This window comes from Actinophytocola sp., from assembly GCF_045807065.1.
Taxonomy (GTDB): Bacteria; Actinomycetota; Actinomycetes; order Mycobacteriales; family Pseudonocardiaceae; genus Actinophytocola.
Genome location: NZ_JBJMIE010000296.1, coordinates 1 through 25,492 on the forward strand (window position 1 = coordinate 1; position 25,492 = coordinate 25,492).

21 protein-coding genes are annotated in these 25,492 nt (G+C 71.5%); 13 read left to right on the forward strand and 8 right to left on the reverse strand.

Features of this window, described 5'->3' with window-relative positions:
* The first annotated feature begins 232 nt into the window (after nucleotides 1–232).
* Genes ACJ73U_RS17095 through ACJ73U_RS17105 form a run of 3 tightly spaced genes read left to right on the forward strand, consistent with a single transcriptional unit; the run spans nucleotide 233 to nucleotide 1,421 of the window.
* Complete coding sequence (locus ACJ73U_RS17095; RefSeq protein WP_407778624.1) at nucleotides 233–817, forward strand: Rho termination factor N-terminal domain-containing protein; 585 nt, start codon at nucleotides 233–235, stop codon at nucleotides 815–817.
* A complete protein-coding gene (locus ACJ73U_RS17100; RefSeq protein ID WP_407778625.1) occupies nucleotides 814–993 on the forward strand; it encodes a hypothetical protein in 180 nt (59 codons plus the stop codon). Before ACJ73U_RS17095 ends, ACJ73U_RS17100 begins: the two co-directional genes overlap by 4 nt.
* 20 nt (nucleotides 994–1,013) lie before the next feature.
* Nucleotides 1,014–1,421, forward strand: a complete 408-nt coding sequence (locus ACJ73U_RS17105) for a four-helix bundle copper-binding protein (RefSeq protein ID WP_407778626.1) — start codon at nucleotides 1,014–1,016, stop codon at nucleotides 1,419–1,421.
* A 299-nt stretch (nucleotides 1,422–1,720) separates the two neighbouring features.
* On the opposite strand, the gene ACJ73U_RS17110 is transcribed toward ACJ73U_RS17105, so the two are convergent.
* Nucleotides 1,721–2,470, reverse strand: a complete 750-nt coding sequence (locus tag ACJ73U_RS17110; RefSeq protein WP_407778627.1) for a GAF and ANTAR domain-containing protein — start codon at nucleotides 2,468–2,470, stop codon at nucleotides 1,721–1,723.
* 230 nt (nucleotides 2,471–2,700) lie between these two features.
* Between ACJ73U_RS17110 and ACJ73U_RS17115 the strand changes: the two genes are divergently transcribed.
* Nucleotides 2,701–3,132 carry an STAS domain-containing protein gene (locus tag ACJ73U_RS17115; protein WP_407778628.1) on the forward strand — a complete coding sequence of 144 codons (432 nt, stop codon included), beginning with the start codon at nucleotides 2,701–2,703 and terminating at the stop codon, nucleotides 3,130–3,132.
* Nucleotides 3,133–3,282: 150 nt separating this feature from the next.
* Here the strand turns inward: ACJ73U_RS17115 and ACJ73U_RS17120 are convergent, their stop codons facing one another.
* A complete protein-coding gene (locus ACJ73U_RS17120) occupies nucleotides 3,283–4,152 on the reverse strand; it encodes an ANTAR domain-containing response regulator (RefSeq protein WP_407778629.1) in 870 nt (289 codons plus the stop codon).
* A gap of 793 nt (nucleotides 4,153–4,945) precedes the next feature.
* On the opposite strand from ACJ73U_RS17120, the gene ACJ73U_RS17125 reads away from it, so the two are divergent.
* Nucleotides 4,946–5,428 carry a DUF4383 domain-containing protein gene (locus tag ACJ73U_RS17125; protein ID WP_407778630.1) on the forward strand — a complete coding sequence of 161 codons (483 nt, stop codon included), beginning with the start codon at nucleotides 4,946–4,948 and terminating at the stop codon, nucleotides 5,426–5,428.
* A 42-nt stretch (nucleotides 5,429–5,470) separates the two neighbouring features.
* On the opposite strand, the gene ACJ73U_RS17130 is transcribed toward ACJ73U_RS17125, so the two are convergent.
* From ACJ73U_RS17130 to ACJ73U_RS17140, 3 genes are all read right to left on the reverse strand, one after another.
* The gene (locus ACJ73U_RS17130; protein ID WP_407778631.1) at nucleotides 5,471–8,278 is read right to left on the reverse strand and encodes an Hsp70 family protein; all 2,808 of its coding nucleotides are present in this window, start codon (nucleotides 8,276–8,278) and stop codon (nucleotides 5,471–5,473) included.
* Entirely contained in the window at nucleotides 8,275–8,601 is a 327-nt protein-coding gene (locus tag ACJ73U_RS17135) for a hypothetical protein (protein WP_407778632.1), read from the reverse strand. The genes ACJ73U_RS17130 and ACJ73U_RS17135 overlap by 4 nt, the downstream gene beginning before the upstream one ends.
* A 291-nt stretch (nucleotides 8,602–8,892) precedes the next feature.
* Nucleotides 8,893–11,736, reverse strand: coding sequence for an MGH1-like glycoside hydrolase domain-containing protein (locus ACJ73U_RS17140; RefSeq protein WP_407778633.1), 2,844 nt, complete (start codon nucleotides 11,734–11,736; stop codon nucleotides 8,893–8,895).
* 301 nt (nucleotides 11,737–12,037) lie between these two features.
* Between ACJ73U_RS17140 and ACJ73U_RS17145 the strand changes: the two genes are divergently transcribed.
* On the forward strand, nucleotides 12,038–14,743 hold the full coding sequence (locus tag ACJ73U_RS17145; protein WP_407778634.1) for a LuxR C-terminal-related transcriptional regulator: 2,706 nt from the start codon (nucleotides 12,038–12,040) through the stop codon (nucleotides 14,741–14,743).
* 52 nt (nucleotides 14,744–14,795) lie between these two features.
* Here the strand turns inward: ACJ73U_RS17145 and ACJ73U_RS17150 are convergent, their stop codons facing one another.
* Both ACJ73U_RS17150 and ACJ73U_RS17155 read right to left on the reverse strand, forming a co-directional pair.
* On the reverse strand, nucleotides 14,796–15,425 hold the full coding sequence (locus tag ACJ73U_RS17150) for a cutinase family protein (protein ID WP_407778635.1): 630 nt from the start codon (nucleotides 15,423–15,425) through the stop codon (nucleotides 14,796–14,798).
* 304 nt (nucleotides 15,426–15,729) lie between these two features.
* Nucleotides 15,730–16,230 carry a GNAT family N-acetyltransferase gene (locus tag ACJ73U_RS17155; RefSeq protein ID WP_407778636.1) on the reverse strand — a complete coding sequence of 167 codons (501 nt, stop codon included), beginning with the start codon at nucleotides 16,228–16,230 and terminating at the stop codon, nucleotides 15,730–15,732.
* Between the two features lie 181 nt (nucleotides 16,231–16,411).
* On the opposite strand from ACJ73U_RS17155, the gene ACJ73U_RS17160 reads away from it, so the two are divergent.
* From ACJ73U_RS17160 to ACJ73U_RS17175, 4 genes are all read left to right on the forward strand, one after another.
* A complete protein-coding gene (locus tag ACJ73U_RS17160; RefSeq protein WP_407778637.1) occupies nucleotides 16,412–16,816 on the forward strand; it encodes a DUF1003 domain-containing protein in 405 nt (134 codons plus the stop codon).
* A gap of 206 nt (nucleotides 16,817–17,022) precedes the next feature.
* Nucleotides 17,023–19,794, forward strand: a complete 2,772-nt coding sequence (locus ACJ73U_RS17165) for an ATP-binding protein (protein WP_407778638.1) — start codon at nucleotides 17,023–17,025, stop codon at nucleotides 19,792–19,794.
* Nucleotides 19,795–19,904: 110 nt separating this feature from the next.
* Nucleotides 19,905–20,516, forward strand: a complete 612-nt coding sequence (locus ACJ73U_RS17170; protein WP_407778639.1) for a VOC family protein — start codon at nucleotides 19,905–19,907, stop codon at nucleotides 20,514–20,516.
* Nucleotides 20,517–20,547: 31 nt separating this feature from the next.
* The gene (locus ACJ73U_RS17175; RefSeq protein WP_407778640.1) at nucleotides 20,548–21,315 is read left to right on the forward strand and encodes an SDR family NAD(P)-dependent oxidoreductase; all 768 of its coding nucleotides are present in this window, start codon (nucleotides 20,548–20,550) and stop codon (nucleotides 21,313–21,315) included.
* Nucleotides 21,316–21,511: 196 nt separating this feature from the next.
* On the opposite strand, the gene ACJ73U_RS17180 is transcribed toward ACJ73U_RS17175, so the two are convergent.
* Entirely contained in the window at nucleotides 21,512–22,582 is a 1,071-nt protein-coding gene (locus tag ACJ73U_RS17180; protein ID WP_407778641.1) for an alpha/beta fold hydrolase, read from the reverse strand.
* A 234-nt stretch (nucleotides 22,583–22,816) separates the two neighbouring features.
* Here ACJ73U_RS17180 and ACJ73U_RS17185 point away from each other — a divergent pair, with 234 nt between their 5' ends.
* From ACJ73U_RS17185 to ACJ73U_RS17195, 3 genes are all read left to right on the forward strand, one after another.
* Entirely contained in the window at nucleotides 22,817–24,130 is a 1,314-nt protein-coding gene (locus tag ACJ73U_RS17185) for an epoxide hydrolase family protein (RefSeq protein ID WP_407778642.1), read from the forward strand.
* Nucleotides 24,131–24,286: 156 nt separating this feature from the next.
* Nucleotides 24,287–24,484 (forward strand): hypothetical protein, encoded by a 198-nt coding sequence (locus ACJ73U_RS17190; RefSeq protein WP_407778643.1) that lies wholly within the window; start codon nucleotides 24,287–24,289, stop codon nucleotides 24,482–24,484.
* A 252-nt stretch (nucleotides 24,485–24,736) separates the two neighbouring features.
* The coding region (locus tag ACJ73U_RS17195) for a GMC family oxidoreductase (protein ID WP_407778644.1) at nucleotides 24,737–25,492 on the forward strand (756 nt) is incomplete at its 3' end.

A 25,492-nucleotide genomic window follows, 5' to 3' on the forward strand; every position in this document is an offset into this window, starting at 1 on the left:
GGCGTCCATGAACTCTGGCACGCCTCCTGCACCGGCCACAGGCAGAGCAGTAGCTCGAACACATGTGGCGAGGTGTCTGAATGGCAGAACGCGAGAAGGCGCGCGAGGTCGGCGGGCGGCGCGACGAGGACCGGTAGCCGGCGCGGTAGACCCTGCCGTCCGGTGTTCCCCGCTCCCGCGGTGTCAGCCGGACGGGTCGCATACCCGCGTGGTCGGTGGGTACGCGGATGGCATGGCTGAACAACGCGGGAACCAGACCCCGAACACACCTGACGTCAGCGAGTCCGCGCTGCGGGAGCTGAAGGTCGACGAGCTGCGTGACAAGGCGAGGGAGCTCGACGTCTCCGGTGCCTCCGGCATGCGCAAGGACGAGCTCGTGCACGCCGTGGCGGGAGCGACGCAGGACAGTCACGAAGCCGGCACCGGTGGCAGCGGTGACGAGGGTGGTGGTGTCCGCACCGGCCCCGGCACGTCGAAGTCCCTGAAGTACTCCCAGGAGATCACGTCCACCGACGACGACCCGGAGCGCCCGGGCCGCAGCCTGGTCACCACCGACCACGACGTGATCCGCCAGTGGGCGGAGAAGCGCGACGCGGCGCCGGCGACGGTACCGGGCACCGAACACGACGACCACCTCGGCGTGCTCCGGTTCGACTTCCCCGGCTACGGCGGCGACACGCTGCGGCACGTCGACTGGGACGAGTGGTTCGCCACCTTCGACCAGCGCCGGCTCAACTTCATCTACCAGGAGGAGCGCAGCGACGGATCACCGAGCAACTTCTTCCGGCTGGAGAATCCCGACCGCGAGGACGCGTGATCTCCCGTCCCGCCGACGAGTCGCACGCGAGGAGGTCCGTCGCCGACGGCTACCTCTGCGTCACCGCGAACCAGCTGCACCGGCAGGCGAAGTACCAGCGGGGCAAGGACCTGCGGCGCAAGCCGTACCGCCTGTTCCGCGTGCCCGTCGACGCCGGACCGGTCCGGCTCCGCTGAAACCAGGAAGGGACTCGCTCGTGACCAGCACGACCATGCCGATGCTCGACACCTACCCCGCCGGGATCAACCTCGACCGGGCGAAGCTCGCGGCCGCGATCGACGCGCTGATCGCCTGCGCGGAGGCGTGCACGTCGTGCGCCGACGCGTGTCTTTCCGAGGAGTCGGTCGCGGACCTGAGGAAGTGCGTGCGCACGAACCTGGACTGCGCCGACGTGTGCGCCGCGACTGCCCGCGTGCTTTCCCGGCACACCGGCTACGACGCCGACATCAGCCGCTCGCTGCTGGCGGCCTGCGCCACGGTGTGCCGGTCCTGTGGTGACGAATGCGGCAGCCACGCCGAGATGCACGAGCACTGCCGGATCTGCGCCGAGGCCTGCCGGGCCTGCGAGCAGACCTGCCGCGACCTGCTCGCCACCATCAGCTGAGTACGGGGCGGCGCCCGGGCGACAAAGTGACAGGCCGTGGTGGACGACCGGCAGCGCGGCGACGCTGACGGAGCGTGGTTGCCCTGGCGCGTGGCGTGCACGCGGGGTGACCGCCTCCCGCGGTGGGCGTGCACGCCCGGTGACCGCCTCCCGCGGTGGCGGGGCGAACACCGAGCGGCGAACCCGTCGGCGCTGGCCGAGTCGATGACACGGGACCTCCGCGGACCGTCAGCACCCGAGCGGCTGACGGTGTTCACGAGCCACCACTGTGGACGTGCCCGGTCGCGCCGGGTCGGCGGTCACGACGAGCTGCCGACGAGGGCGGGTTCGTCGATGATCAGCAGGGCCAGGTCGCGGATCTTCCGGTTCGTCCGCTGGGACGCGTCGACCAGCCACTGGAACGCGTCGTCGATGCTCAGTTCGCGCCGCACCATGACGATGCCCTTCGCGGTGGCGATGGCGTCGCGGGTCTCGAGGGCGGTCAGGAGTCCGTCGGCCTGCCGCTGGGCGGCTGTCCAGCGGGCGGCGGTCAGGATGATCGACGACATCGCGGAGGTGAACATCGCCACGAGCGCGTACTCGACCGGGGCGAAGGCACCCTGCCGGAAGCTCCACACGTTCAGCGCGCCCGACAGCCGGTGGTCAAGGGCCCGCCGGCTCGCGACGGCGCCGTCGGCGGGCAGGAACAGCGGACACGACAGCAACGTGCCGACCCCGGCCTCCTGCGCCAGCTCCGCGAACGCGGGCCAGCGCTCCCTCAGCTCGGCCGGGCCGGCCTGAACGGGTGCCTCCTTGCGGAGCGCCTCGAGACAAGGTCCGTCCTCGGCGGCGTACTGAGCCTCGTCCAACCGCACCAAGGACTGCTCGGTCGCCGCCACCGTGCTCGGCCGCCCGTCGGCGAGCAGCGTGACCGTGACGGCGTCGGCGTCGGGCATCAACGCCACGACCCGGGAGGCGACCCGCGCCAGCAACACCTCACGTGGCTCTTCAGGACGAAGGGAGTCCGTCAACTCCGCCAGCGCGGTCGACGTTTGCTGGATCTGGTCCACCGCGCCCCCCCTGTCCCAGCGGCGTTTACCGCCACGATGCCCATACCTGCGACAGTAGACCGGTTGCGGCACCCGGACCTTCCCGAGCCGCGGCCCTCCGTCGGAGGGTCGGTGACGTGCGCGCCGCCGACCGTGGTTAAGATTGGTTCTTTCGAGCGGGTTGAAACTCCAGCCCGACGTCACTGCGGCCCGTCGAGGCCGCGCACCACGTTGACGGCTGGAGGCTCCCCGTGTCACAGACGAATCACGTCGGCAACTTCGTTGGGTCCGATCTGCTGTGGATCGATCGGACGGTGGACGGCCACGCGGTGGTCGTGCGCGTGTTCGGTGAGGTCGATCTCGTCACCGCACCCCTGCTGAGCGCGCAGCTCCGGCTCGCCGAGGCGGTCGTGGTGCCGCCCGCGGCAGTGGTCCTCGACCTCACGGGGGTCACCTTCATCGGGTCCGCGGGGCTCACCGTCCTCCTCGACCACCGTGAGCGGTGTGCCGTGCGGGGCACCCGGTTGCAGGTGATCGGCGGCCACCTCGTCAGGAGGGTGGTGACGGTCGCGGGGCTGGCCCAGGTGCTCCCGCTGATACCCGCGCCACGGGACTCCTCGACGGTCGACGGTGACCGGGAGCGGCGGGTATGCGACGCGTCGCCGGTCTGCCGTCCGGTGTGAGGCCGAGGCACCGAGGCCGGTGATGCGACGGTCGGCGAGCACCACGACCCACATCCGGCCTCGGGCCGGGACATCGGCGTGAACGGGGCCGGTCGAACCGCCGCGGGCGGTGCGTCCGGCCCCGGCCGGAACCCGGTGCCGGACAGCGCCTCAGCGCTGGGGCAGGTCGAGCTCGGTGTGCCTGGTGGCCAGGGTGTGCGCGAGCTCGGCCAGCTTGACGTTGAGGTCCTGGGAGGTCCGGCGCAGCAGGTCGAACGCCTCGTCGGCGTTGATGCCGCGGCGGGTCATGAGGATGCCCTTGGCCTGGCCGATGACGTCGCGGGTCTCGAGTGCCCGGCGCAGCTGCGCCTCGCGGAGTTCGGCGAGCCGGACCGCCTCGGTGTGGGCCACGGCGAGCGAGGCGTGGGTGGCGAGCAGCAGGGCGCGGTCGCGGGTCATCTCGTCGCCGAGCCTGCCGGGGTCGTGGGAGTAGATGTTCATGGCGCCGGACAGGCGCGGGGGCCGGGCGTCGGCCACCATCGCGGTGGAGAGCACGGAGAGGTAGCCGCGGTCGGCGGCGGCCGGCCCGAAGCGTGGCCAGTCGGGCGAGGCGGCGAGGTCGGCACTGTGTGTGTAGGCGATGCCGTCCTGGCGTGAGGCCTCCAGACACGGCCCCTCGCCGTAGATGTTCTGCAGCTCGTCGAGCTCGCCGCCGAGCGGGTCGGTCTTCAGGGGAGTGTGCAGCCGCCCGTCCGAGGAACGCAGGGTGACGCTGACCAGGTCGGCGTCGGGGACGATGGCGTGGGTGGTGCGCACCACGAGGTCGAGGGCGTGGGCCACCGTATCGGTGCGCAGCAGCGTCCTGGTCAGTGCGGAAAGCTGCCTGGCGAGCGGGCTGTGGTCCGAGTCACCGAACGCCGGGTGCGGTGCGTCCGGCGGTTCGGCCACGAACTCGGCCTTGTCCCGGTTCCAGTCATCGTCTGGCACGCTAAGTCTCCGTTGGTCCACTTCGATCGTTCCACGGCAGCCACGTTCAGTCATGACGGTAACCGGAATGCTGGCCCTACGCTGCTGAAGGCCAGGGCCGCGACCATCCCAGCCACCTCACGAACCGGCAGGTACCGCAGCCATCGACCGGCCCGCTGTCTCAACGCTACCCCCGCGGCAGGGGATGCACCGATCCGTCCCAACCGTGTGCGCACAGCTGGCGCGACGAGGCGGCCGGGGCCGTGATGACTCACCCGGCCACCTCATCCTCGCGTGTCGGCTCGCTGCCCGGCCGACGGAGTGTTCCGTGCCGACACCCAAACTCGCCGACGGATCTGCCGCAGCGGACGTGATGTGGAGATCGATGGGTTACATCACCCGATGGGGTGGCAAGCGCCGCTGTTCGACGCGAGGAGCGTCTACCCGGGCGGATGGCGGACGAACACCGCACCGCGCCGACTCGGCCGGCGCGGTGCGGGTGTCGAAGCGGAGGGCGAGCCCAGCACGTCCGGAGGCCGTGAGGGGTGGCCTCGGACAGGCGCACCGGTTCCCGGACTGGGTGGCGGCGGCTGTTCATCCGGCGGGCGGCGCGCACACCGGACGCATGGCTCACGACACCGATGGTGCTGGCGGGCCTCCGGTCATTCCTCGTCGTTCTCCTGCTGTTCCCGTACGCGGGCCTCAGCCTCTTCGCCTTGCTCGCGGTCGCCCTCGGCAGGCTCTTCTGTGTGCTCGGTACGTCCTCGGTCATCTGCCATACGGACGGGTGCCCGGTTCCAGCGAACCCAACCGCGCACCTCGGCGCCGACAAACGGTTGGCGTGCACCCCGCCGGGTAACCGCCGGCCATGGAGCGCACGTCGATACCCGAGACGATGACGCCGCTGCACCGGCGGGAACCGGGCGAGCTCGTCACGCTGGTGCTTGCCGGCGTCTTCCTCCTGGTCGGCGTCGCCGGGTTCATCCCCGGAATCACCACCGACCACGACCGGATGACGTTCGCCGGACACCACTCGGGTGCGCTGCTGTTCGGCGTCTTCACGGTCTCGGTTCTGCACAACCTCGTCCACCTCGCGTTCGGCCTCCTCGGCCTGGTGCTGGCCAGGTCCCCGAGGACGGCCAGGATCTTCCTGGTGGGTGGCGGCGGCGTGTACGCGGCGCTGTGGCTGTACGGGCTTCTCGTCGACCACGGGTCCGGCGCCAACGTCGTCCCGGTGAACAGCGCGGACAACTGGCTACACCTGTTCCTCGCGGTGACGATGCTGGCCCTGGCATGGCTCGTCGGCACACCCCGCCGCGCGACCAACACACCCATGCACGCCCCGAACTGACCAGCGGCGACACAACCGCCACGACAGGGATTTCGATGGTGGTCAGGCGGACCGCATGGCGGCGAGGTGGTTGGTGAACCGGGTGATCTCCTCGGCCGGACCCAGTGCGGTCAGGCGGTCCACGCAGAGCGCGAGTCCTGGGTCGGTCTTCGCGTCGTAGGTTCGTTGGGTGGTGGTGTGGACCAGTCTGTCCAGCACCGCGCGGATGCCTGCCTGCCGGTACTTCGGGGGCAGCGTGGCGAGCGCTACGCAGACCGCCGTGCAGACCTCCGGTACCCGGAACTCGTAGGTTGGACGTTCGGCCAGCATGGGGACGAGCTGCCCGAGTGCTTCGCCGGCCCGGCCGAGTCCGGTGAGGAGGTAGCCGCGGGCGACGGGCTGGTCGGCGACGGAGGCCAGCTCGGCGTCGGTGTCGACCGTCGCGAGTGTTTCTCCCGGGGCGGGGGCGGTGTCGTCGGTGATCGAGGTGGGTGAGAGGTGTCGTGGCTCGTGGAGGGTCCAGCCTTCGGCGAGCAGACGCATGCGGTGCTCCGTCCGGTAGCCGCCGGCGGCCCGCTCGTCCGGGTAGTAGGCGCGGGCCGTCCTGTTCGTGAGGTCGTCCAGTTCGAGGCACATGGTGCCGTCGGCGTCGATGTCGACCCTCAGCTCCACCGTGACCGCGCTGCCCGGGAGGGGGATCCGCAGCGTCCCGGCGGGCAGCACCGAGCCGCCGGCACGCGACTGCTCCACCAGTGGCAGGGTGAGTGGCTCGCCGGGGGAGCCGACGAAGGTCATGGCCCGGGTCGCCAGGGTGGGGATGGTGACCGAATGGTCGACCAGTGGTGTGAACACGGCGTTCTCCGGCGTGTTCGTCTTCCGGTACCGGTCGCCGCCGGCGGACTCGACGTGGCACCCGAACGGGCGGTGTGTCAGGTCGAGCAGCAGCGCCTCCTTGACCGAGCCGGTGAGGACACCGGCCTGCGTGCCGAGGCCGCGCACCACGGCCAGCTCCTGGTACCTGTCGAAGAACTCACCGGTCACACCCGCGGCCCGCACCGCCTCACGCACCGTGAACATCTTCCCGCCGGACCCGCTGAACACCACCTTCCTGATGTCCTGTGAGGCCACCGACACCCAGCTGCCGTCCCGCTGCCGGCCACCGAGCACGATGCGGATCAACCGGGTGATCTCCTCGTCGAGGTGGCGGACCGCGGCACGCACGTCGTCCCGCGTGAGGACCAGCTCGACGTCCTCGAGCCCGTGGTCGACCGGGAGGTCGCGGGCGACGATCACCGCCTCCTCGCGGGTGCCCAGCAGCCGCTTGGCCCGCTCCGCCTCCCTGCGCAGTTCGACCATCGCCTGGTCGGAGAGCACCAGCCCGGGGTGCCCGCGCACGAGCCTGGCACGGACGACGCCGAGGATGGCCTGGTCGTAGTCCAGCCCGCCGAGCTCGTTGTTGCCGGCGACGGACCGGATCTCGACGACGCCGTCACCGACCTCGATGAGGGCGATGTCGACGGTGCCGCCGCCGAGGTCGACGACCAGGCAGGTCTGCTCCTCGCCGTTCTCGGACAACGGGAGCATTCCCGCGCTGTTCGGTTCCCCGACGATCCGCAGGACCTCGAGCCCGGCCAGCTCGAACGCCTGCCGCAGCGCCGCCTTCTGGCGGCCGCTGAAGTTCGCGGGACAGCCCGCGACGGCACGGCGCACCGTGACGCCGGTGGCCGCGGTGGCGTCGTCGCGCAGGCTGCGGATGACCAGCGAGGCGACCAGTTCCGGGGTCAGCGACTGGTTCCCGACACTGAGCAGCCTGCCGGTGCCGAGTTGGCGCTTGACGTTGTTGACCGTCCGCTCCGGCCGGTGCCGCTCCGCCTCGACCGCCCGCGCGCCCACCAGGTAGTCCATCTCGTCGGTGAACGACACGACCGACGGCACCAGCACCTGCCCGTCCGCGCGCCGTACGTAGTCGACGGTGCCGTCGGACCGCGCGACGCCGATCGCCGAGTAGGTGGTGCCGAAGTCGATGGCGACCACGGGATCCTCGTCCGCGGCCAGGTCGATGCGGTGGACCGCGGTTCTGCGCAGCTCCTCGCCCACCCGGGTGTGCGCGTACCAGGAGTTCCGGACGCCCGGCGTCACCAGCTCCAGGTCCTTGAGCTCCAGTGGCTCGATGCGGGTGTGCGGGACCTGCACCGGTTTGCCGGTCCGCCGCGCCAGGCGCGGGACGACGTCGCGGAGGTAGCGGCTCAACTCCTCGACGGTGACGCAGCGCCCGACCTCGCTCAGCGCCTCCTGCAGTGCCGAGGAGAACACCCCGCTGCCGAGCTCGTCGGCCTCGTAGGACAGCGAGCCCGGCTCGCACGAGGTGAACGACACCATGCCCGTCGGGTGCAGGTCCTGGACCGGGGCGCGACCCGCGCCGACGCTCTTGCCACCGGATGCGGCGGCCCGGCACGCGTCGAGGAACAGCACCACGTGGTCGGCCTTCACCGCCCTGACCAGTTCGAGCACCAGCTCGAAGCGCACCGACGTCTCCTCGAGCACCTCGTCGATCGAGTCGGCGAGCAGGAGGTACTCGCTGCCGTCGGCCGTCGAGTGGAACCCGTGGCCGCTGAAGAAGAACATCAGCACGTCGACCGGCTCGGTCAGCGACCGCGACAGCCGCACCAGCTCACGGATCAGGTTGGCCCTGGTCGGCCGCAGGGACGGCTCGTCCATCCCGTCGTGCAGCACGACCAGCGCGTCCTCGTGCACGCCGACGACCTCCGACAGCAGCGCGGCGATCCGGTTGGCGTCCTCGTGGGCGTACTTCAGGTCGGCGATCCTCGGATCGTCGTACCGAGAGCACCCCACCGCGACGCCGACGTTCATGAACGCGGCGTCTCCGGCCTGGTGAACACGAGCTTCATCCCACCTTTGATCTGGCTCGACACCGCGCCGACCAGCCGCAGCTCCCCACTGGCGGTGACCTCGACGGTCACCTCGACCGACTTCAGCTCCAGCCCCTCAGTCGCGGCGGACGCCTCCGCGAAGACCGCCCCGACCTGCCGGCACAGTCGTGTCATGTTGGCCGCCAGCTGCGCCGCACCCACCGAGCTGACCTGCGCGACCGCGTCCCGCGTCCGCCCGAACACGCCCTTCTCCCCATCGACCGGCGCCCAGTCGACCGTCACGACCGGCAACTCATCCGCCACCACAGCACTCCTTCTCCGGGGCTTCCTACCTGTCACATAGTCGCGCGGAACCAGGCCGTCGGTTACACCGCAACCCCGACGGGTCTCCTCCCTCACCCCAAACACCAGCCTGGCACGCTCGTTCTACGGCGGCCACCGCCCCGGTGCCGGTATCTCCGTTGGTTTCGTGTGGACAACGGCCGCCAGGTTCTTCCCATCTTGCTCAAAGGTGCCATACCTGTGGCGTGCCGAGGGTTGTGGCTGGTGAGCCGGCCGGTTCGGCGACCCGGCCGGCATCGTGGACAGACCGGGTTACGGTGTCAGGTAACAGGACTTCGCGATCCCGTTCAGTGGATCGGTGCCGAATGCCGTGGTCGTGCAGGGTGTTCCGCCGGTGAACGACCGGTAGACGAACGCGCCTCGTGCGCCGTAGGCCACCGTGCGTTGACCGGTGAACCCGCAGGTGGCGCCTTCACCGGCGCACGCGGTGGAGTAGCCGGGTGGGCTGCCGTCCACGGTGTAGCACGCCTTGGCTTCGCCGGGGATCGGGTCACCGCCGAAGGCGGCGTTGGAACAGCTGACGGTTCCCGAGGCGGTGGCGTACCGGAACGCGCCGTACGCGCCGTACGCGACCGCCTGGCCGCCGACGGCCGGGCACGTGCCGCCCTCGGCCGCGCACTGGGTCCAGCCTCCGGCGGGTGGTCCGGCCGTCGCGAGGTAGCAGGATTTCGCCACGTTGCCGATCGGGTCGCCGAAGACGGCGTTCGTGCACGGTGTGCTGGTGGCGAACACCCGGGAGCTGAAGGCGCCGTTCGCGCCGTAGGCGACGGTGCGGCCGTAGCCGGTGAACGAACAGGTGCCGTTCTCGGCCGCGCACAGCGTGTACCCGGCCGGACCGCCCAGAGGCGCCACATAGCAGGACTTGAGCAGGTTGGCGGCCGGGTCGAGGCCGAACGCCTCGTTCGTGCAGGCGGTCGAGGAGGTCGCGGTCCTGAAGGTGTAGGTCCCGGCGCCGTAGGCGACGCTGCGGGTGCCGGTGAAGACGCATTGGCCGTTCTCGGTGGCGCAGTGGGTGAACCCGGCCGGAAGTCCACCGGCGGTGGGCAGTGGCGGAGCGGTGGGGTTGCCGAGTCCGGTGGCCGTCACGTCGTAGGTGCCCGGGGTGACCCCGGTGAGATACACGTAGCTGCCGTCCTGGGCGGCTCCGCCGATCCCCGGGCGAGGGGTGAAGGTGTTGCCGCTCCACACGACGCCGCCGTTGACCGACACCGACACGTTGGTGCCGCCCAGTTTGGGCACGCCGATCCGGCCTGTCGTGCCGCCGGGACTGGTGAGCCGGGCGGTGTAGGTGCCGGCGCCGGGATTGCGGGACCAGGCCGCGTCCAGCGGTCCCTGTGGCAGCGTGATGCGGCCTTCGGCACTGGTCAGATCACCGGGATGGGGCACGAACCGGTACTGCCCCACGGGCGTTTCCGGTGCCGTGCCGAGCACGTCGAAGGTCAGCGCGGACGTCGGTCCGGTCGACCAGCCGTGTGCCAGGCTCATGAACGACCCGCTGTAGGCGAGGCTGCCGTCGGCGTTGATGCCCTCCCAGAACGTGCTCTTCGTGCCGATCGGACTGTCCAGCATGTAGCCCCAGGTGCGGCGGATCTGCGCGAGGGCGGTGAAGTCGTCGCCCGCGGCGAAGTGTGCGTGTACCTCCATGCCGCCGGCGAAGGGGTGCACGCCGCCGCCCCACTCGGGCGTCGTCGCGCCGAAGGCGTTCCAGCGCGTGCTGAGCCGCTGGGAGATGCTGGTCGCCTTCGCCGGTGTGTCGGTCAGGCCGTACCAGACCGCGAGCGAGTTGCCGTCCTGCGGATACAGGTTGCTGGTGGGATTGTCCCGGTACAGGCCCGCGCCGGCGTCCCACAGGCGGGCGTTCGCCGCGGTCTTCAACGCGGCGGCCCTGTTCGCGTAGCTGGCCGCCAACCCGTTGTCCCCCTTGACCGTCGCCAGGTAGGCGCCGCCGCTCAGTGCGGCGTAGAGCAGTGCGTTCGCCTCGATGTTCTCGCCGCCCTGCCCGGCGCGCGCCCAGTCCTGGGTGGCGGTCACGGCGAGCAGGTTGTTGGTGTCGATCTTGTTGACGATGAACTGCATGCCGCGGGTGTAGTTGGACCACACCGAGTCGAGCCAGGCCCGGTCGGCGGAGTAGGTGTAGTACAGGGACGTCCCGAGCAGGGTCCACGTGTGGTAGGTGTCCGAGCCCTTGAGGTTGAACACCGGGCCGGACCAGGGGATCTCCCCGCTGGCGTCCTGCGCGCCGTACATGGTGGACAGTGCGTTGCGGGTCGCTTCCAGTTCGTTCGTCGACGCGTAGGCGGTCGGGACCGAGATGCCGAGGTCACCCGGCCAGACGGTCCGGTCGCGTTTCGCGCCGTCCACGAGCACGGAGTTGCCCACGCCGACCACGGCGCTGTTGTCCCATTCGGACGCCGGCGGCGGCCACGCTCTGCCCTGGTTGCTCGCGATGATGTTGGTCTGCACGGTGTAGGCACCCGCGTACCAGATCCGGTTGAGCAGGTTGTCGCTGGAGTAGAAGTAGTTCGCGTAGGCGGCGGGGTTCGCCTTGCCCGGTGCGGGCGTGAAGCTGAGTGACACACCGGTGAGATCCACCCATCCCGCGGTGTTCAGGAAGATCGTCAGATACCGGAACCCGCCACGCAGCCTCGCCGCCGGCATGACGTAGGTGCCGTTCGTCGGGGCGTCTCCGTAGATCGCGCCATCGGCGTTGCCGCCGCTGCTGGCGTCACTCGTCCGTCCGATGTAGAGGGACGACTCGGTGAACGCGAGTCCGACCCGCTGACCGCTACTACTGGTGGCGCCGAACGAGAGTGTCGCGATACCGCCGACCTCCTTGCCGAAGTCCACCGTGATCGACGAGTTCGTCCCGGAAAGTCGGGTCGCCTGCCCGGACAGCACGTTCTGCGGGCTCGTCACCGATCCGGAGGTGCCCTGGACGGCGACCGGCCGCACGGTCCGGGAGGTCGGCGACAGGTTCAACGCCTCGATCGCGCCGGGCGGCGCCGCCACGGCGGCCAGGGCCGCGGGCACCGGATGGCTGTCCGTTCGGGCTTGCGCGGGTGCCGTCGCCAGAACTACCAGAAGTAAGGCACTCACCAGGCTGGTTGTCCGCATTGACTACCTCCTGTGATTAGAACGTTTCAATTCGTGGTGCGCGGATGCGACCGCAGGCATGCGAGGGCAGTGGAGAACTCGGGACCTCCCGGTGCAGGGTGGGCGGTCCGACGGGCGTGAGAGCGCTCTCACGCAGGCTAGGGGCAGGTCCGCTCGACGTCAACGCTCTTCGCGGCCGCCTGGACCGGATCGTCCACGCAGGAGCGACGCCGGCGTCCCCACTCGCCGAGACGCTGCCCGCAGCATGGTGTTACGAACAGGCAACTGTTGGTAACGTTGGCGTGTGTTGGGGACTGACCCGCTCGCGGCGTTCCCCGCTCCTGACCACGGGCGGGCGGATCGTGCCGAGTTGCGGGCCCTCGTCGACGGTGCCCGGGCCGGCAGGGGCGCCGCCGTGCTTCTCGTCGGCGAGCCGGGCTCCGGGAAGAGCACTCTGCTGGGCTTGTTGGCGAGTGCCGCGAGCGGTTTCACCGTGCTGTCCAGCCGGGCGGTCGAAGCGGAGTCGGACCTCCCGCTCAGTGGCGTGAGAAGACTCCTGCTTCCCCTCGGGGAGGATCTCGACCTGGCGGACGTGGACGCGCTGTGCGGACCCCTGGTGGAGGCCCTGACCAGACGGGCGCCCGTGCTGTTGCGGGTCGACGACGCGCACTGGCTGGACGCGCGGTCCAAGGCGGTGCTGGCCTTCCTCGCCGGCCGCGTCGGTGGTACGGGCGTGCTCCTGGCCGTGGCCGGCCGCCACGTCGCGGCCGAGCCGCTGGCCCACGAGCTGGCGGTGCGCGTCGTCGACGGCCTCGACCTGGACGAGTGCCGGGCACTGCTCGACACGCATGCCAGGCACCTCGTCGCCCCCGTGGTCGCCGAGCAGCTCGCGGCCGGCACCGGAGGCAACCCGGAGGCGCTGCTCGGTCTCGCCCGCGGTCTCACGGCCGGGCAGCTCTGCGGCGCGGAACCGCTGCCTCGGCCGTTGCCCCTGTACGGCCGGCTCGCCGGGCTGTGGTCCCGCCAGGTCCACGCCCTGCCCCAGGACTGCCGGCGTCTGCTGCTGCTCGCGGCCGCCGAGGACGACCTGGACCCGAGTGTTCTCGCGGACGCGGCCGCGATCGTCGACACCGGACTGGCGGCGATTACGCCCGCCGAGGCCGCGGGGATCGCTCTGCTTAGCGACTCCGCGATCGTGTTCCGGCACCCGGTCGCGCGGTCGGCCTGCTACCACAGCGCGGATCTGGCGTCCCGCCGCGCCGTCCACCGTGCGCTGGCGGAAGTCCTGGTGCGCCACCGTGTCCGGCACCAGGTCCACGCCATGACGGGCGCGGACCAGCGAGTGCTCACCGAACTGGCGGAGGCGGTGGTCACCGCGCGCCGCCACGACGGGCTCGAGGAAGCCGCCGTGACCATGGCCAGGCTGGCCGAGCTCACCACCGACGCCGCGGTGGCGGCGCGGCGGTACACGACGGCCGCGCAGGACGCGTGGCTCGCCGGCTGGCCCGTGGCGGCCCTGGCCATGGTGGCACGGGCCTCGGTACCGACCGCGGAGCAGCCGGTTCTGGCTGGTCGACGGGAGTTCCTGCGCGGCGTCGTCGGCGTGCAGCAGGGCACCGTGCTGGACGCGTACGAACGGCTGCTCACCGCCGCGAACCGGCTGCGGGACGAGCGGCCGGACGAGTCGTTGCGGGCGCTGCTCGCCGCCGGCCGCGCCGCCGTGTACGCCGGCGACCCGCGCCGCCTCGCCGAAGCGGCGCGCCGCGCGGGCGACCTGCCGCCGACCGCCACCGGCCGCATGTCAGCGGCGGAGTGGACGCTGGCCGTGAAGTACCTGACCGGCAACGCCGCCGCGCTGGGTGGCCGCACCCCGGACAGCATCGTCCTGCTCCGCTCGGTCACCGCCGCGGCCGAGCACACCGACGATCCCGCGTTGCTGATCTGCGCGAGCAACGGCGCCCTGCACATCGGTGACGCCCCGACGGCGCACGCGCTGGCCGACCGGGCGGCGGCGATCGCGGCGGCACGCGGTGCGCACACGCTGGTCGCGCAGGCACTGGAAAGCCAGCTGTACTCGGAAGGTTGGGGCGGTCGACGGCCGTCCACCGAGACGAACGTGCGCCGAGGGCTGCTGCTCGCCCGCCGGACCGGCCAGGACAACGTCGTCTGCCACCTCACCGCCTACTCGTCGGTGTTCGCGGCGATCAACGGTGACGAGCAGACGTGTCTCACGCGGAGCCGGCAGGCGCTGGACTACGCCCGCGAACACGGCCTGGGCCTGGGCGCGTCCATGGCGACCTGCGCCGTGGGACTGCTGGACGTGACGCACGGTCGGTGGGAGCAGGCGGAGGCGCGCCTGTACCGGCTCCTGCACGCGGGACCCGGCCGTGGCCATCCCAGCATCGCCCTGGTGTGCATCCCGCCGTACGTCCTCGCCTGTGTCCGAAGTGGCAACCTCACCCACGCACGGACCACGGCCGCGGTGTTCCGGCGCTGGGCCGAGCGGGTCGGCCAGGACTGGGCGTTGGCGCTGGCCGCGCGGTGCCGGGCGCTGCTCGCCGAGACCGGCGACGAGGCCCTGGCCCACTTCGAGCAGGCACTGCGCCACCACAACAGCACCGACCACGACTTCGAGCACGCCCACACCCTGTTCCTGTACGCCCAGCACCTGCGCAGGCTCCGCCGGCCCAGGGACGCCCGCCGGTACCTGGAGCTGGCCGTGGAGATGTTCGGCCAGCTCGCCGCCGACGTGTGGGAGGAGCGGGCCCGCGCCGAGCTGCGCGCCGCCGGCCAGCAGGTGCCGCCGGGACCGCCGGACCGGGACCACGAGCTGACGCCCCAACAGGAACGGATCGTCGAGTACGTGCTCGACGGCGCCACCAACCGGGAGATCGCCACCCGCATGTCGGTGAGCCCGCGCACCGTCGAGTACCACCTGCGCAACATCTTCACCAAGATCGGGGTCCGGTCCCGCACCGAGCTGGTCGCCCGCCGCGCGGCACGGACATAGCGCGGACGGGCCCCCGCCATTTCGGCCGAGGCCCGTCACATGGGGGAACCGTTCAGACCCTGCCGGCGGCGAAGGTGGCGGCCTGGTCGGCGTTGCGCCCGTAGGTCAGGTGGGCCGTCACGTCGACGCCGTTGCCGCACACCGGGTCACCCTGGGCGCAGAGGTCCAGCGTCCGGCTCGCGTACGTGCCCGTCACGCTCTTGCCGATCGCCCGGATCGGGTTGCCGAACAACAGGATCGCGGCCACCCTCGGCTGGATCGACGCCGGGATCTGCGCGACGATCGGGCCGCCGACAGCGGCGCCCTGGCTGCTGATCCCGATGGAGTTGTCGACCACGTTGGCACCCTGCGAGTAGCCGACCAGGATGAAGCGCTGGTTCGGGCACGACGCGGCCTGGCTGGTGACGTGGTTGACCAGGTCGGCGTTGCCGAGCGAGGCCGACCCGGCGGAGATGTCCGCGGGGTAGTTCACCGCGTAGGCGCTCAGCGACCGCCCGGTGATCTTGCCGCGCAGAGCCGAGTACACCGGATCGCCGACGATGATGCCCAGGACGCCGGGCTCACCGGTGCCGCGGGCGGAGACGACGTTGATGTCGGTGCACGAGGCCGCGGCGGCCGGTGCCGCGGCGACGGCCACGCCGGCACCGGCGACGAAGGTGGCGACGACGACCGCCTTGGCCACGATCCCGCGGAGTCTGGATGGGAGAACGCGCACGTTACTGCCTTTCGTTGCAGGGATGGACAGCAGTTCCCGCCGCGCGCGACACGTCCGGCTCGAGAGGCACCCGGCGGGCGCTCACCGGACGGTGGAAGCCCCGGCGCGGACCGCGTCGGCACTTCCTCGTGCGCTTGGCCAGTGCGGACAGCATGCGTCGGCCGGGCGGCTGTGGTCATCGGTGCAATCACCAGTGCGTCGGTCCCCAGGGGGTCCTCGCCTGCCCTGGTGTCGAGCGCGCCGACGCTGCTGAGGGTGTTGGCTGTGCGGGTCAGCGCTCCTCAGCGGTCGCCAGCGACAGCAGGTAACGATGTCCGGGGCGGCCGGCCAGGAGGACCTCCTCGCCCGTCGGGACGAACCCGACGCGGCGCAACACTGCCCGGGACCCGGCGTTGTCGGCTGCCGCGGACGCCCGCAGGCCCCGCAGCCCGTAGTCGCGCGCGGCCGTCGCGCACACCTGGCGCACGGCGGCAGTGGCCAGTCCCCGGCCCGCCGCCTTCTCCGCGACCCGGAACCCCAGCTCGGCGCGGCCGTCGGCCACGTCGACCAGGTTCACCCGGCCCAACACCGCACCGTGGTCGCCGACGATCACGTGAAAATGGCACACACCGGCCTCCTGCTCCGCGAGCAGGCCGCGGAACCGCCGCTGGAACTCCGCGAAGTAGTCGTCACCACGGTCGGACACCGACGCCGCGAAGTAGGCGCGGTTCTCCCGCTCGAACACGAGCACGGCAGCGGCGTGGTCGAGCCGAAGTCGTTCGATCCTGGGCACCGCGGCACGATACGCAACACGCCGCGCTGTCATCCCGCGCTGTCGTCGGCCACCGAGGCGTTCGAGGTCCGGTCCAACGGCTCCCGGGCCTGCTTGTCGTCGGGTGTGCCATGGCGTGTAGTGAGGTGTACCGAGCACGGAGCAGCCGTTCCGGCTCCGATGTTCGACTCCGGGAGAAGACGTGCAGCCTGAACTTGCGAACAGTCGTCCGCACCATCCCGTCGTCATGGCGCACTGGGCGAAGCGTCGCGCCGATCTCCAGCTGCGCATCGCCGACGCCATCACCGCGTTCGCCGGTTCCATGCCGTTCGTCTACATCCATGCCGTGCTGTTCGCGGTCTGGATGTTGTTCATCGAGTCGAACCCGTGGCCGACGCTGACCCTGATCGTGTCCCTCGAGGCGATCTTCCTGTCCACGTTCGTCATGATCGGCCAGAACCGCCAGGCCGCGTTCCAACAGGCCAAGGCCGATCACGACTTCACCGAACAGGAGCAGGAACTCAAGACCAACACGGAACTGACCCGGGCGATCCACGTCCTCACCACCGAACTGCACCGGCGCCTGATCGACGAAGCCGACCGGTGACGGACGGGCAGGGGCGAGGGCGCGCTCCGGTGATCCAGTCCGAGAACGGGGCTCGGCTCCCGCCGAGCGCGCGTACGGTGGGGTGGCCCCTGCGCAAGGTTTTCGCCGAGACGTCAAACCCCTCCCGCAGATAGCAGCTACGGGGTGACCCGCGCCGGGCGGTACGAGTTGTTCTGGAACAACGACCGCGACGAAGGCGGACAACGGTGGACCAACGGCGTCGTGGCTCGGGGCAGGGTGGGAGCGTCGGACTGCTGGGGCGGGGTGCGGAATGCGCTCTTCTGGACGGGGTGATCGCCGCGCTGCGAGCCGGTGAAAGCCGCGTGCTCGTGGTGCGGGGTGCGCCCGGGGTCGGGAAGTCGGCGCTCCTGCGCTATGCGGAAGGCTCGGCGACCGGCATGCGGGTGGTGCGCGCCGCGGGGTCCGAGTCCGAGATGGAGCTGGCCTTCGCCGCGCTGCACCAGCTGTGTTCCCCCTTGCTTGACCGGGTGGAAGGTCTTCCGGGCGCGCAACGTGACGCGCTGGAGACGGTGTTCCGGCTGCGGGCGGGAACCTCGCCCGATCACTTCCTGGTCGGGCTGGCGGTGCTGAGCCTGCTGGCGGGCGTCTCGGCGGAGGGACCGCTGCTCTGCGTGGTCGACGACGCCCAGTGGTTGGACCGGGCCTCGGCGCAGGTTCTCGGCTTCGTCGCCAGGCGGCTGCTGGCGGAGTCGATCGTTCTGCTCCTGGGCGCCCGGCTGCCGAACCCGGAGCTGCGCGGGCTCCCGGAGCTGGAGGTCACCGGGCTTTCCGACGCCGACGCACACGCCCTGCTGAGCTCCGTCACCTACGCCCGGCTCGATCAGCACATCCGCGATCGGATCGTGGCGGAGACCAGGGGCAATCCGCTCGCTCTGCTCGAGCTGCCCCGTGGGCTGACGGTGACGCAGATGGCCGGCGGGCTCGGTCTGCTGGACGCCGACACGCTGCCCGGCCGGATCGAGGAGAGCTTCCTGCACCGGATCCGGGAGCTGCCCGCGCAGACCCGGCTGATGCTGCTGGTCGCCGCCGCCGAGCCGGTCGGCGACCCGGTGCTGGTGCGACGTGCCGCCGAGCGGCTCGATGTCACGCCCGCGGCGGCACTCGCGGGCGGCACGGACGGACTGCTGACGATCGACGAGCGCGTGACGTTCCGGCATCCGCTCGTGCGGTCGGCCGTCTACCGGGCGGCGGAGCCGGGGGATCGCCGGGCGGTCCACCTGGCGCTGGCGGATGTCACCGACCCCCGGGACGCACCGGACCGGCGTGCCTGGCACCTCGCGTCCGCCACCGTCGGCCCGGACGACGCCGTCGCCGCCGAACTCGAACGGTCCACCCTCCGCGCCCAGGCACGCGGCGGGATGGCCGTGGCAGCCGCCTTCCTCCAGCGCTCCGCCGCCTTGACCGCCGACCCTTCGCCGCGCGCCGACCGGATGCTGGCGGCCGCGGAGGCGAGCCTGCAGGCCGGCGAGCTCGACGACGTGCGCCGGCTGGTGAGCGCCGTCAGCGCCGGCCCACTCGACGGGTGCCAGGACGGCCGGGCCGGCGTGCTGCGCGGTCAGGTCGCGTTCGCCTCCGGCGGCGGGGCCGACGCGGTCACCCTGCTGCTCGACGCCGCCGGTCAGCTCGCACCCTCGAACCTGCGGCTCGCGCGCGAGACCTACCTGACCGCGTGGGGGATGGCCGTCAGCATCGCCGACCAGGGCACCCTCCTGGCGGTTTCGCGTGCCGTCCACACGCTCCCGTCGCCGGACAGCCCCGGTCCGCTGGAGCTGCTCCTCGACGGCTTCGCCCTCCTCGTCACGGATGGCCGGGCGGCCGCGGCGGCGACGCTGCGGCAGGCCGCGGCGGTCCTCACCGACCTTCCCGCGGCGGATGTGCTGCGCTGGGGGTGGATCGCGACGGGCGCGAGCGCCGCCATCTGGGACGACGAAGGCATGCGCACGATCTACGCGCGGCAGGTCCGGCTCGTGCGCGATGCCGCCGCGCTCCGGGAACTGCCGTACCACCTGTCGACGTGGGGCTACGCCCTGTCCTCGGTGGGTGACTTCGAGGGCGCGGCCGCGGCCATCGCGGAGGGCGAGGCCGTCGCCGCCGCGACCGGCAACCCGGTGCCGCCGTACTCCGCGCTGCGGCTGCTGTCCTTGCGGGGCCGGGAAGCCGAGACCACGGCACTGATCGCCGCCACGCTGCGAGGATCGGCCGCCGCCGGTTTCGGCATGGGCATCACGGCCGCGAACTGGGCGGCCGCCGTCCTCTACAACGGCCTCGCCCGCTACCCGGAGGCGATGCGCGCCAGCCAGGCCACCGCGCACCTCGCGGAGCCCTGGCTGTCCACCTGGCTGCTGCCCGAGATGGTCGAGGCGGCCACTCGCGTCGGCGAGACCGACCTCGCGCGCGACGCCCTTGAGCGACTCATCGAGGCGACACAGCCGTTCAGCACCGACTTCGCCGCCGGCATCGAGGCGCGCACCCGGGCGTTGGTCGGCACCGGGCGGGGCGCCGACGACCTCTACCACGAGGCCGTCGAGCGGTTGGGCCGGACGCGGCTGCGTCCCGAGCTGGCACGCGCTCACCTGCTCTACGGCGAGTGGCTGCGCCGGGAGCGCCGGCGCGTCGAGGCGCGGGACCACCTGCGCACGGCGCACGAGATGTTCACCCTGATCGGGATGGAGGCGTTCGCCGAGCGCGCCCGCCGTGAGCTTCTCGCGACGGGTGAGACCGTCCGCAAGCGGACGGTCGCGGCCTCCTCGGGTGCCGCGCTGACGGCGCAGGAGCGGCAGATCGCGTTGCTCGTGCGGGACGGTCTGTCCAATCCCGAAGCCGGCACCCGGCTCTTCCTGAGCCCGCGGACGGTCGAGTGGCATCTGCGCAGCATCTTCGTCAAGCTGGGGATCAGCTCCCGCAGACAGCTGCGGGACGCCCTGCCCCGGGGGGAGTACGAGTCCGCACCGGGGTAGGCGCGCCGGTCCCGTACTCCAGGGTGTTTCCCTGATGCGACCTCCCGGCCGCTCGCGCGAGTCTCGTTCCGTCGGAGTCGTACGAGCCGCAGGAGGCGCACGCCGTGGACATGAAGCTCGAAGTCGTCGTGGTGCCGGTCTCGGACGTCGACCGCGCCAAGAACTTCTACACGGCGCTGGGTTGGCGGCTCGACGCCGACGTCGCCCCCGACGAGAACTTCCGGGTGGTGCAGGTGACCCCGCCCGGCTCGCCGGCGTCGGTCATCTTCGGCACGTCGGTCACGTCCCAGGCGCCGGGCTCGGCCCAGGGGCTGTACCTGATCGTCGACGACATCGATGCCGCGCACGAGGAGTTGAAGCGGCTGGGCGCCGACCCGGGCGAGGTGTTCCACGACGCCGGCGGCATCTTCCACCACGCCGGGACCGACGCGCGGGTACCCGGTCCGGATCCGGAGCGCGGCAGCTACCGCTCGTTCCTGTCGTTCAGCGACCCGGACGGCAACGGCTGGGTGCTGCAGGAGATCACCACCCGGCTCCCGGGACGGCTGGACCCCTCGGTCACCGCGTTCAGCTCGACGGCCGACCTCGCGGCCGCGCTGCGCCGCGCCGCGGCCGCACACGGCGAGCACGAAGCGCGTACCGGCGCCGAGGACCCCGACTGGCCGGACTGGTACGCCGACTACCTGGTACGCGAACAGGCCGGAACCGAACTGCCGACGTGAGCACCCACTGACACCGAGGGACGACGCAGCCATGGCCGACCAGCCGCTGGACGGAGCCGTCGCGCTCATCACCGGCGCCAGCAGCGGTATCGGCGCCGCGACCGCACGCCGGCTCGCCTGCGAGGGTGCGGCGGTCGCCCTGGTCGCGCGTCGCCGCGACCGCCTGGACCAGGTCGTGGGCGACATCGCGGCCACGGGCGGCCGCGCGGTCGCCCTGGCGGCCGACCTCACCGACCCGGAACGCGCCCGCGGCGCGGTCCAGGACACGGTGGACTGGTTCGGGCGCCTCGACGTCCTGGTCAACAACGCCGGGGTCATGCTGCTCAACTCGGCGCTGCACACCACCGTCGAGGAGTGGGACCGGATGATCTCGCTCAACGTGGCGGCGCTGCTGCACGTCACGCACGCCGCCGTCCCGTACCTGATCGACGCCGCGGCGACCTCCCGCCGGCAGGTGGCGGACCTGGTGAACATCGGCTCGACCGCCGGACGGGCCGCCCGGCCGGGCAGCAGCGTCTACAACCTGACCAAGTTCGGCCTGAACGGCTTCGCCGAATCGCTCCGCCAGGAACTGCTCGGCGAACGGGTCCGGGTCAGCGTGGTGGCGCCCGGCACCGTGGACACCGAACTGGTGGACCACCTCGGTGACGCGGCCCGCGACGCGGCCCGCCGCCAGGTCGACGGCATCGAACCACTGCGAGCGGAAGACATCGCGGACGCGATCGCCTACGTCGTCACCCGGGAGCGGCGGGTCGCCGTCAACGAGATGCTGATCCGCGCAGGCAACCAGACGTGGTAGCACGAGCTGGGCGACGACTGCGACGTCATCGCCACCGGCGCGTCACCGGTGCACCGCTGTACCTACCCGACGGCGGCGATACCGACACGACGCACGGTGTGCTGAACGACGACGTCGAAGCACCGGTCCCGCTCGCCCGAGACCTCCTGGCCAGGCCGGCGCGAGAACGCCAGCCAGCCACCGCGCGGTCACCCGGTCAGAGGTGGTCGGCGTCGACGACAGCGCGGGCGAAGCCGTGTGGGTCTTCCTGGGGCACGTTGTGGCCGACGTCGAGGACGCGGTGGTCGTACCTGCCGGTGAACTTGGCGCGGTAGGCCGAGCCGTTGCCCGCGGGGGTGAACGGGTCGTACCTGCCGTCGATCGTGATCGTGGGCACGGCGATGGTCGGGGCTGACTGCAGCCGTCGCTCCAGGGCGGCGTATTCGGGTTCGGCCGGTGCCAGGCCGAGGCGCCACCGGTAGTTGCCGATGACGATCGGGACGAAGTCCGGGTTGGTGAAGGCCGCCGCGGTGTCGTCGTAGGTCTCGGTGGGGAAGGTCCAGGTCGGGGAGTTGAACCGCCACACGAACTGGCCGAGTTCGTAGCGGTTCTCGGTGAGTCCGAGGACGCCCCGCTCGGTGGTGAAGTAGTACTGGTACCACCAGGCGTTCTCCGCCGCGGGGGGCAGCGGGTTCCTGTTGGCGGCCAGGTTGGTGATGAGGTAGCCGGTCACCGAGACCAGGGCCCTGCAGCGGTGCGGCCAGAGGGCGGCGATGATGTCGCCGGTGCGGGATCCCCAGTCGTAGCCGGCCAGGACGGCCTCGCGGATCCCCAGCGCGTCCATCAGGGCGAGGATGTCGAGCGCGAACGCGGCCTGGTCGACGTCGCGGGGCGTGTGCGGGGACAGGAACGTCGTCGTACCGAAGCCGCGGAAGTACGGGACGATCACCCGGTAGCCCTCGGCCGCCAGCAACGGCGCGACGTCGACGTAGCTGTGGATGTCGTAGGGGAAGCCGTGCAGGAGAACCACCGGGCGGCCGTCGGCCGGACCGGCCTCGACGTAGCCGACGCTCAGCACCCCGGCCCTGACCTGCTTCACCGGACCGAACACCGCGTGATCCGCACCCGCGTCGGCAGGCTTGCCCGGGCGTGCGGTCGTGGCCGCACCGGCCGGCGCGGGCTCGTTGCCCAGCAGGCCCAGTGGGGTGGCGGCGACGGCGCCCGCCGCGATCCTGAGGAACCCGCGCCGACCCCGGTCGATCCCGCCGGGCAGCTTGCCGTTGTCCATCGATGACGCTCCTTCGCCGGACAGGTCACGCGACCGTCTCGGCCTACGGTCGCGCGCGCGGGAGGTCTCTCGCACCCGTCAACCTCCCTGGTCCGGGCCGCCGGGTGGCGCGCGCGAGGACCAGGGACTTCCACCGGCGCGAAGCGGCCGGTCGACGGGCGACCGTGACCGGTAGCAGCCGTTGGACCGGCCCCAGGTGCGAGCCGTCGCTCACGGCCGAGACAAGGAGTTCCGATGGGTACGAGCGAAAATACCGGTCGCCGTCTGTTCCTGGGGCTCGCCGCCGGTGCCGTCGTCACCACGCAGCTCGGGATGTCCGGGCGGGCGCAGGCGGCGGCAAGCACCCCGGCCGCCGTCCCGGAGAAGATCACCGGCGTCCGGCCCTTCCGCATCAGGGTCCCGCAACGGCAGCTCGACGATCTTCGGCAGCGGCTGAGGATGACGCGATGGCCGGACAGGGAGACGGTCGGCGACCGCTCGCAGGGCGCCCAGCTGGCGAAGGTCCGCCCACTGGTCGAGTACTGGGGTCGTGGCTACGACTGGCGCACGGTCGAGGCGCGGCTCAACACCCTGCCGCAGTTCGTCACCGAGCTGGACGGGCTGGACATCCAGTTCGCCCACATCCCTTCGCCGCACCCCGGCGCCCTGCCACTGCTCATGACGCACGGCTGGCCCGGCTCGATCGTCGAACTGCTGAAGGTCATCGAACCGCTCACCAACCCGACCGCGCACGGCGGCCGCGCCGAGGACGCCTTCCACCTCGTCCTCCCGACGATCCCGGGCTACGGCTTCTCGGGCAACCCGACGTCGACCGGGTGGAACCCGGCCCGCATCGCCCGCGCCTTCCACCAGCTCATGCTGCGCCTCGGGTACCCGCGGTACGTGTCCCAGGGCGGTGACTGGGGCGCGATCATCTCCGAGGTGCTCGCGGTCCAGAACCCCGCCGGGCTCCTCGGCATCCACGTCAACATGCCCGGGACCGTGCCGCCGGCCGTCATCCGGCAGCTGCGCAACTTCGACCCCGCGCCCCCGACGCTGTCCCAACGGGAGAAGGTCGCCTACGACCGGTTGCTGCACTTCTACCGTGACGGCTTCGGCTACGCCGCGATGATGAACCAGAGCCCGCAGACCATCGGCTACGCCCTCGCGGACTCGCCCGTCGCGATGGCGGCGTACTACTACGACAAGATCGCCGAGTGGACCGACAGCGGCGGCGAGCCCGAGAAGGTGCTCTCGTACGACGAGATGCTCGACGCCATCTCCCTGTACTGGCTGACCAACACCGGCGCGTCCTCGTCCAGGTCCTACTGGGAAGGCGCCCAGGCCGGCGGCGGCCCGTTCGACGCCGTGGACATCCCGGCCGTCCCGGTCGCCGTCACGGTGTTCCCGGCCGAGATCTACCGCGCCCCACGGAGTTGGGGTGAGCAGACCTTCGGCAACCTCATCTACTGGAACGAGGTCGACCGGGGCGGCCACTTCGCCGCCTGGGAGCAGCCACAGATCCTCGCCAGGGAAATCCGCTCGGCGTTCCGGTCGCTGCGCGCCTGAGGTTGGCGGTATGCCCACCCCACGATCACCACGTCGCGCCGGAGCCCGGAACGAAGCACACCGCGCGGGATGCCAGCCGTTTCGCCGCGGCAGCGGTGCGGACAAAGGGGGCGGTTGGCTCTGGTTGTCCGCGCCGGGATCGGGGAGACTGGGAGCGTGAGGAATCGCGCTCTGATGATCGTCGGCGTCGTGGCCGTGCTGCTCGGTGGTGTCTGGGCGTTGCAGGGGAGTGGTGTCCTCGGCGGGAGCGCCATGTCGGGCTCGTCGATGTGGCTCGTCATCGGGGTGGCGGTGGTGGTCGTGGGTGCGTTGATGGTCGTGTTGGGTGTGCGGGGCGCGCGCAGGCGAACCTGAGAACGATGACGTCCTCGTCGGGTCGGCGGCGTAGGCCGCCCAGCCGCGGGTGAACGGTTCCGGCTGGCATGCCCCCGCCAGCCGACGGTGGATACTCCCCGGAGCGCGACGAGGCCCGGTTGACGTGGCCGCCTCCAGGTCGTCTCGTGTAGTCAGGTGCCCGCATCCGGTGACGCCATCACCCGGCGTCTGGTCCAGCAGAACTAGAACAGGTTACAGTTGTGGCCCGGGTGGTGGATCGAGGAGCGGGGTATGGCCAAGAGGGTGCCGCGTGCCAGTGAGGCCGACTACGTGGTGGTCGGGTCGGGCAGCTCGGGAGCCGCGATCGCGGGCCGGCTGGCCGAGTCGGGCGCGAGTGTGATCGTGCTCGAGGCCGGTAAGTCCGACGAGCGGCTGCTGGTCACGAAGCCCGGGATGATCGGTCCGCTGCATTCGGTGCCCCAGCTGAAGAAGCTCGTCGACTGGGGCTACTACTCCGTGCCGCAGAAGCACCTCCTGGGCCGTGCGATGCCGGTGCCGCGCGGGAAGGTGGTCGGCGGCTCCAGCTCCGTGAACGGCATGGTCTACGTCCGGGGCAACCGCGCCAACTACGACTCCTGGGCCGCCGAGGGCAACGTGGGCTGGGACGCGGACAGCGTGAACGCCGCGTACAAGCGGATGGAGGACTTCGAGGACGGGGAGAACGCGTTCCGCGGCGCGGGCGGACCGATCCAGGTCACGCGCAACAAGATCCCGCAGGAGGGGTCGCTGCAGTTCCTCCAGGCCACCGCCGACACGATCGGCTGCGCGGTCCTCGACGACTACAACGCCGAGTCGCAGGAGGGCGTCAGCCGGATGCAGCAGAACGCCGCCGGCGGCCTGCGCTACAGCGCCGCACGCGGCTACCTCCACCGCCTCGCGTTCCCGACGCTGGAGTTGCAGTCCGAGGTGCTGGTGACCAGCGTGGTCATCGAGCACGGCCGTGCCGTCGGCGTCAAGGTCACCGACGCCGACGGCACCCGGCGGACC

Bases quoted from the DNA above. Each gene is read 5' to 3' on its own strand.
- ACJ73U_RS17095 (WP_407778624.1), top strand. From the start codon at position 233: ATGGCTGAACAACGCGGGAACCAGACCCCGAACACACCTGACGTCAGC.
- ACJ73U_RS17120 (WP_407778629.1), bottom strand. From the start codon at position 4,152: ATGACTGAACGTGGCTGCCGTGGAACGATCGAAGTGGACCAACGGAGA.
- ACJ73U_RS17125 (WP_407778630.1), top strand. From the start codon at position 4,946: ATGGAGCGCACGTCGATACCCGAGACGATGACGCCGCTGCACCGGCGG.
- ACJ73U_RS17130 (WP_407778631.1), bottom strand. From the start codon at position 8,278: ATGAACGTCGGCGTCGCGGTGGGGTGCTCTCGGTACGACGATCCGAGG.
- ACJ73U_RS17170 (WP_407778639.1), top strand. From the start codon at position 19,905: ATGAAGCTCGAAGTCGTCGTGGTGCCGGTCTCGGACGTCGACCGCGCC.
- ACJ73U_RS17175 (WP_407778640.1), top strand. From the start codon at position 20,548: ATGGCCGACCAGCCGCTGGACGGAGCCGTCGCGCTCATCACCGGCGCC.
- ACJ73U_RS17180 (WP_407778641.1), bottom strand. From the start codon at position 22,582: ATGGACAACGGCAAGCTGCCCGGCGGGATCGACCGGGGTCGGCGCGGG.
- ACJ73U_RS17185 (WP_407778642.1), top strand. From the start codon at position 22,817: ATGGGTACGAGCGAAAATACCGGTCGCCGTCTGTTCCTGGGGCTCGCC.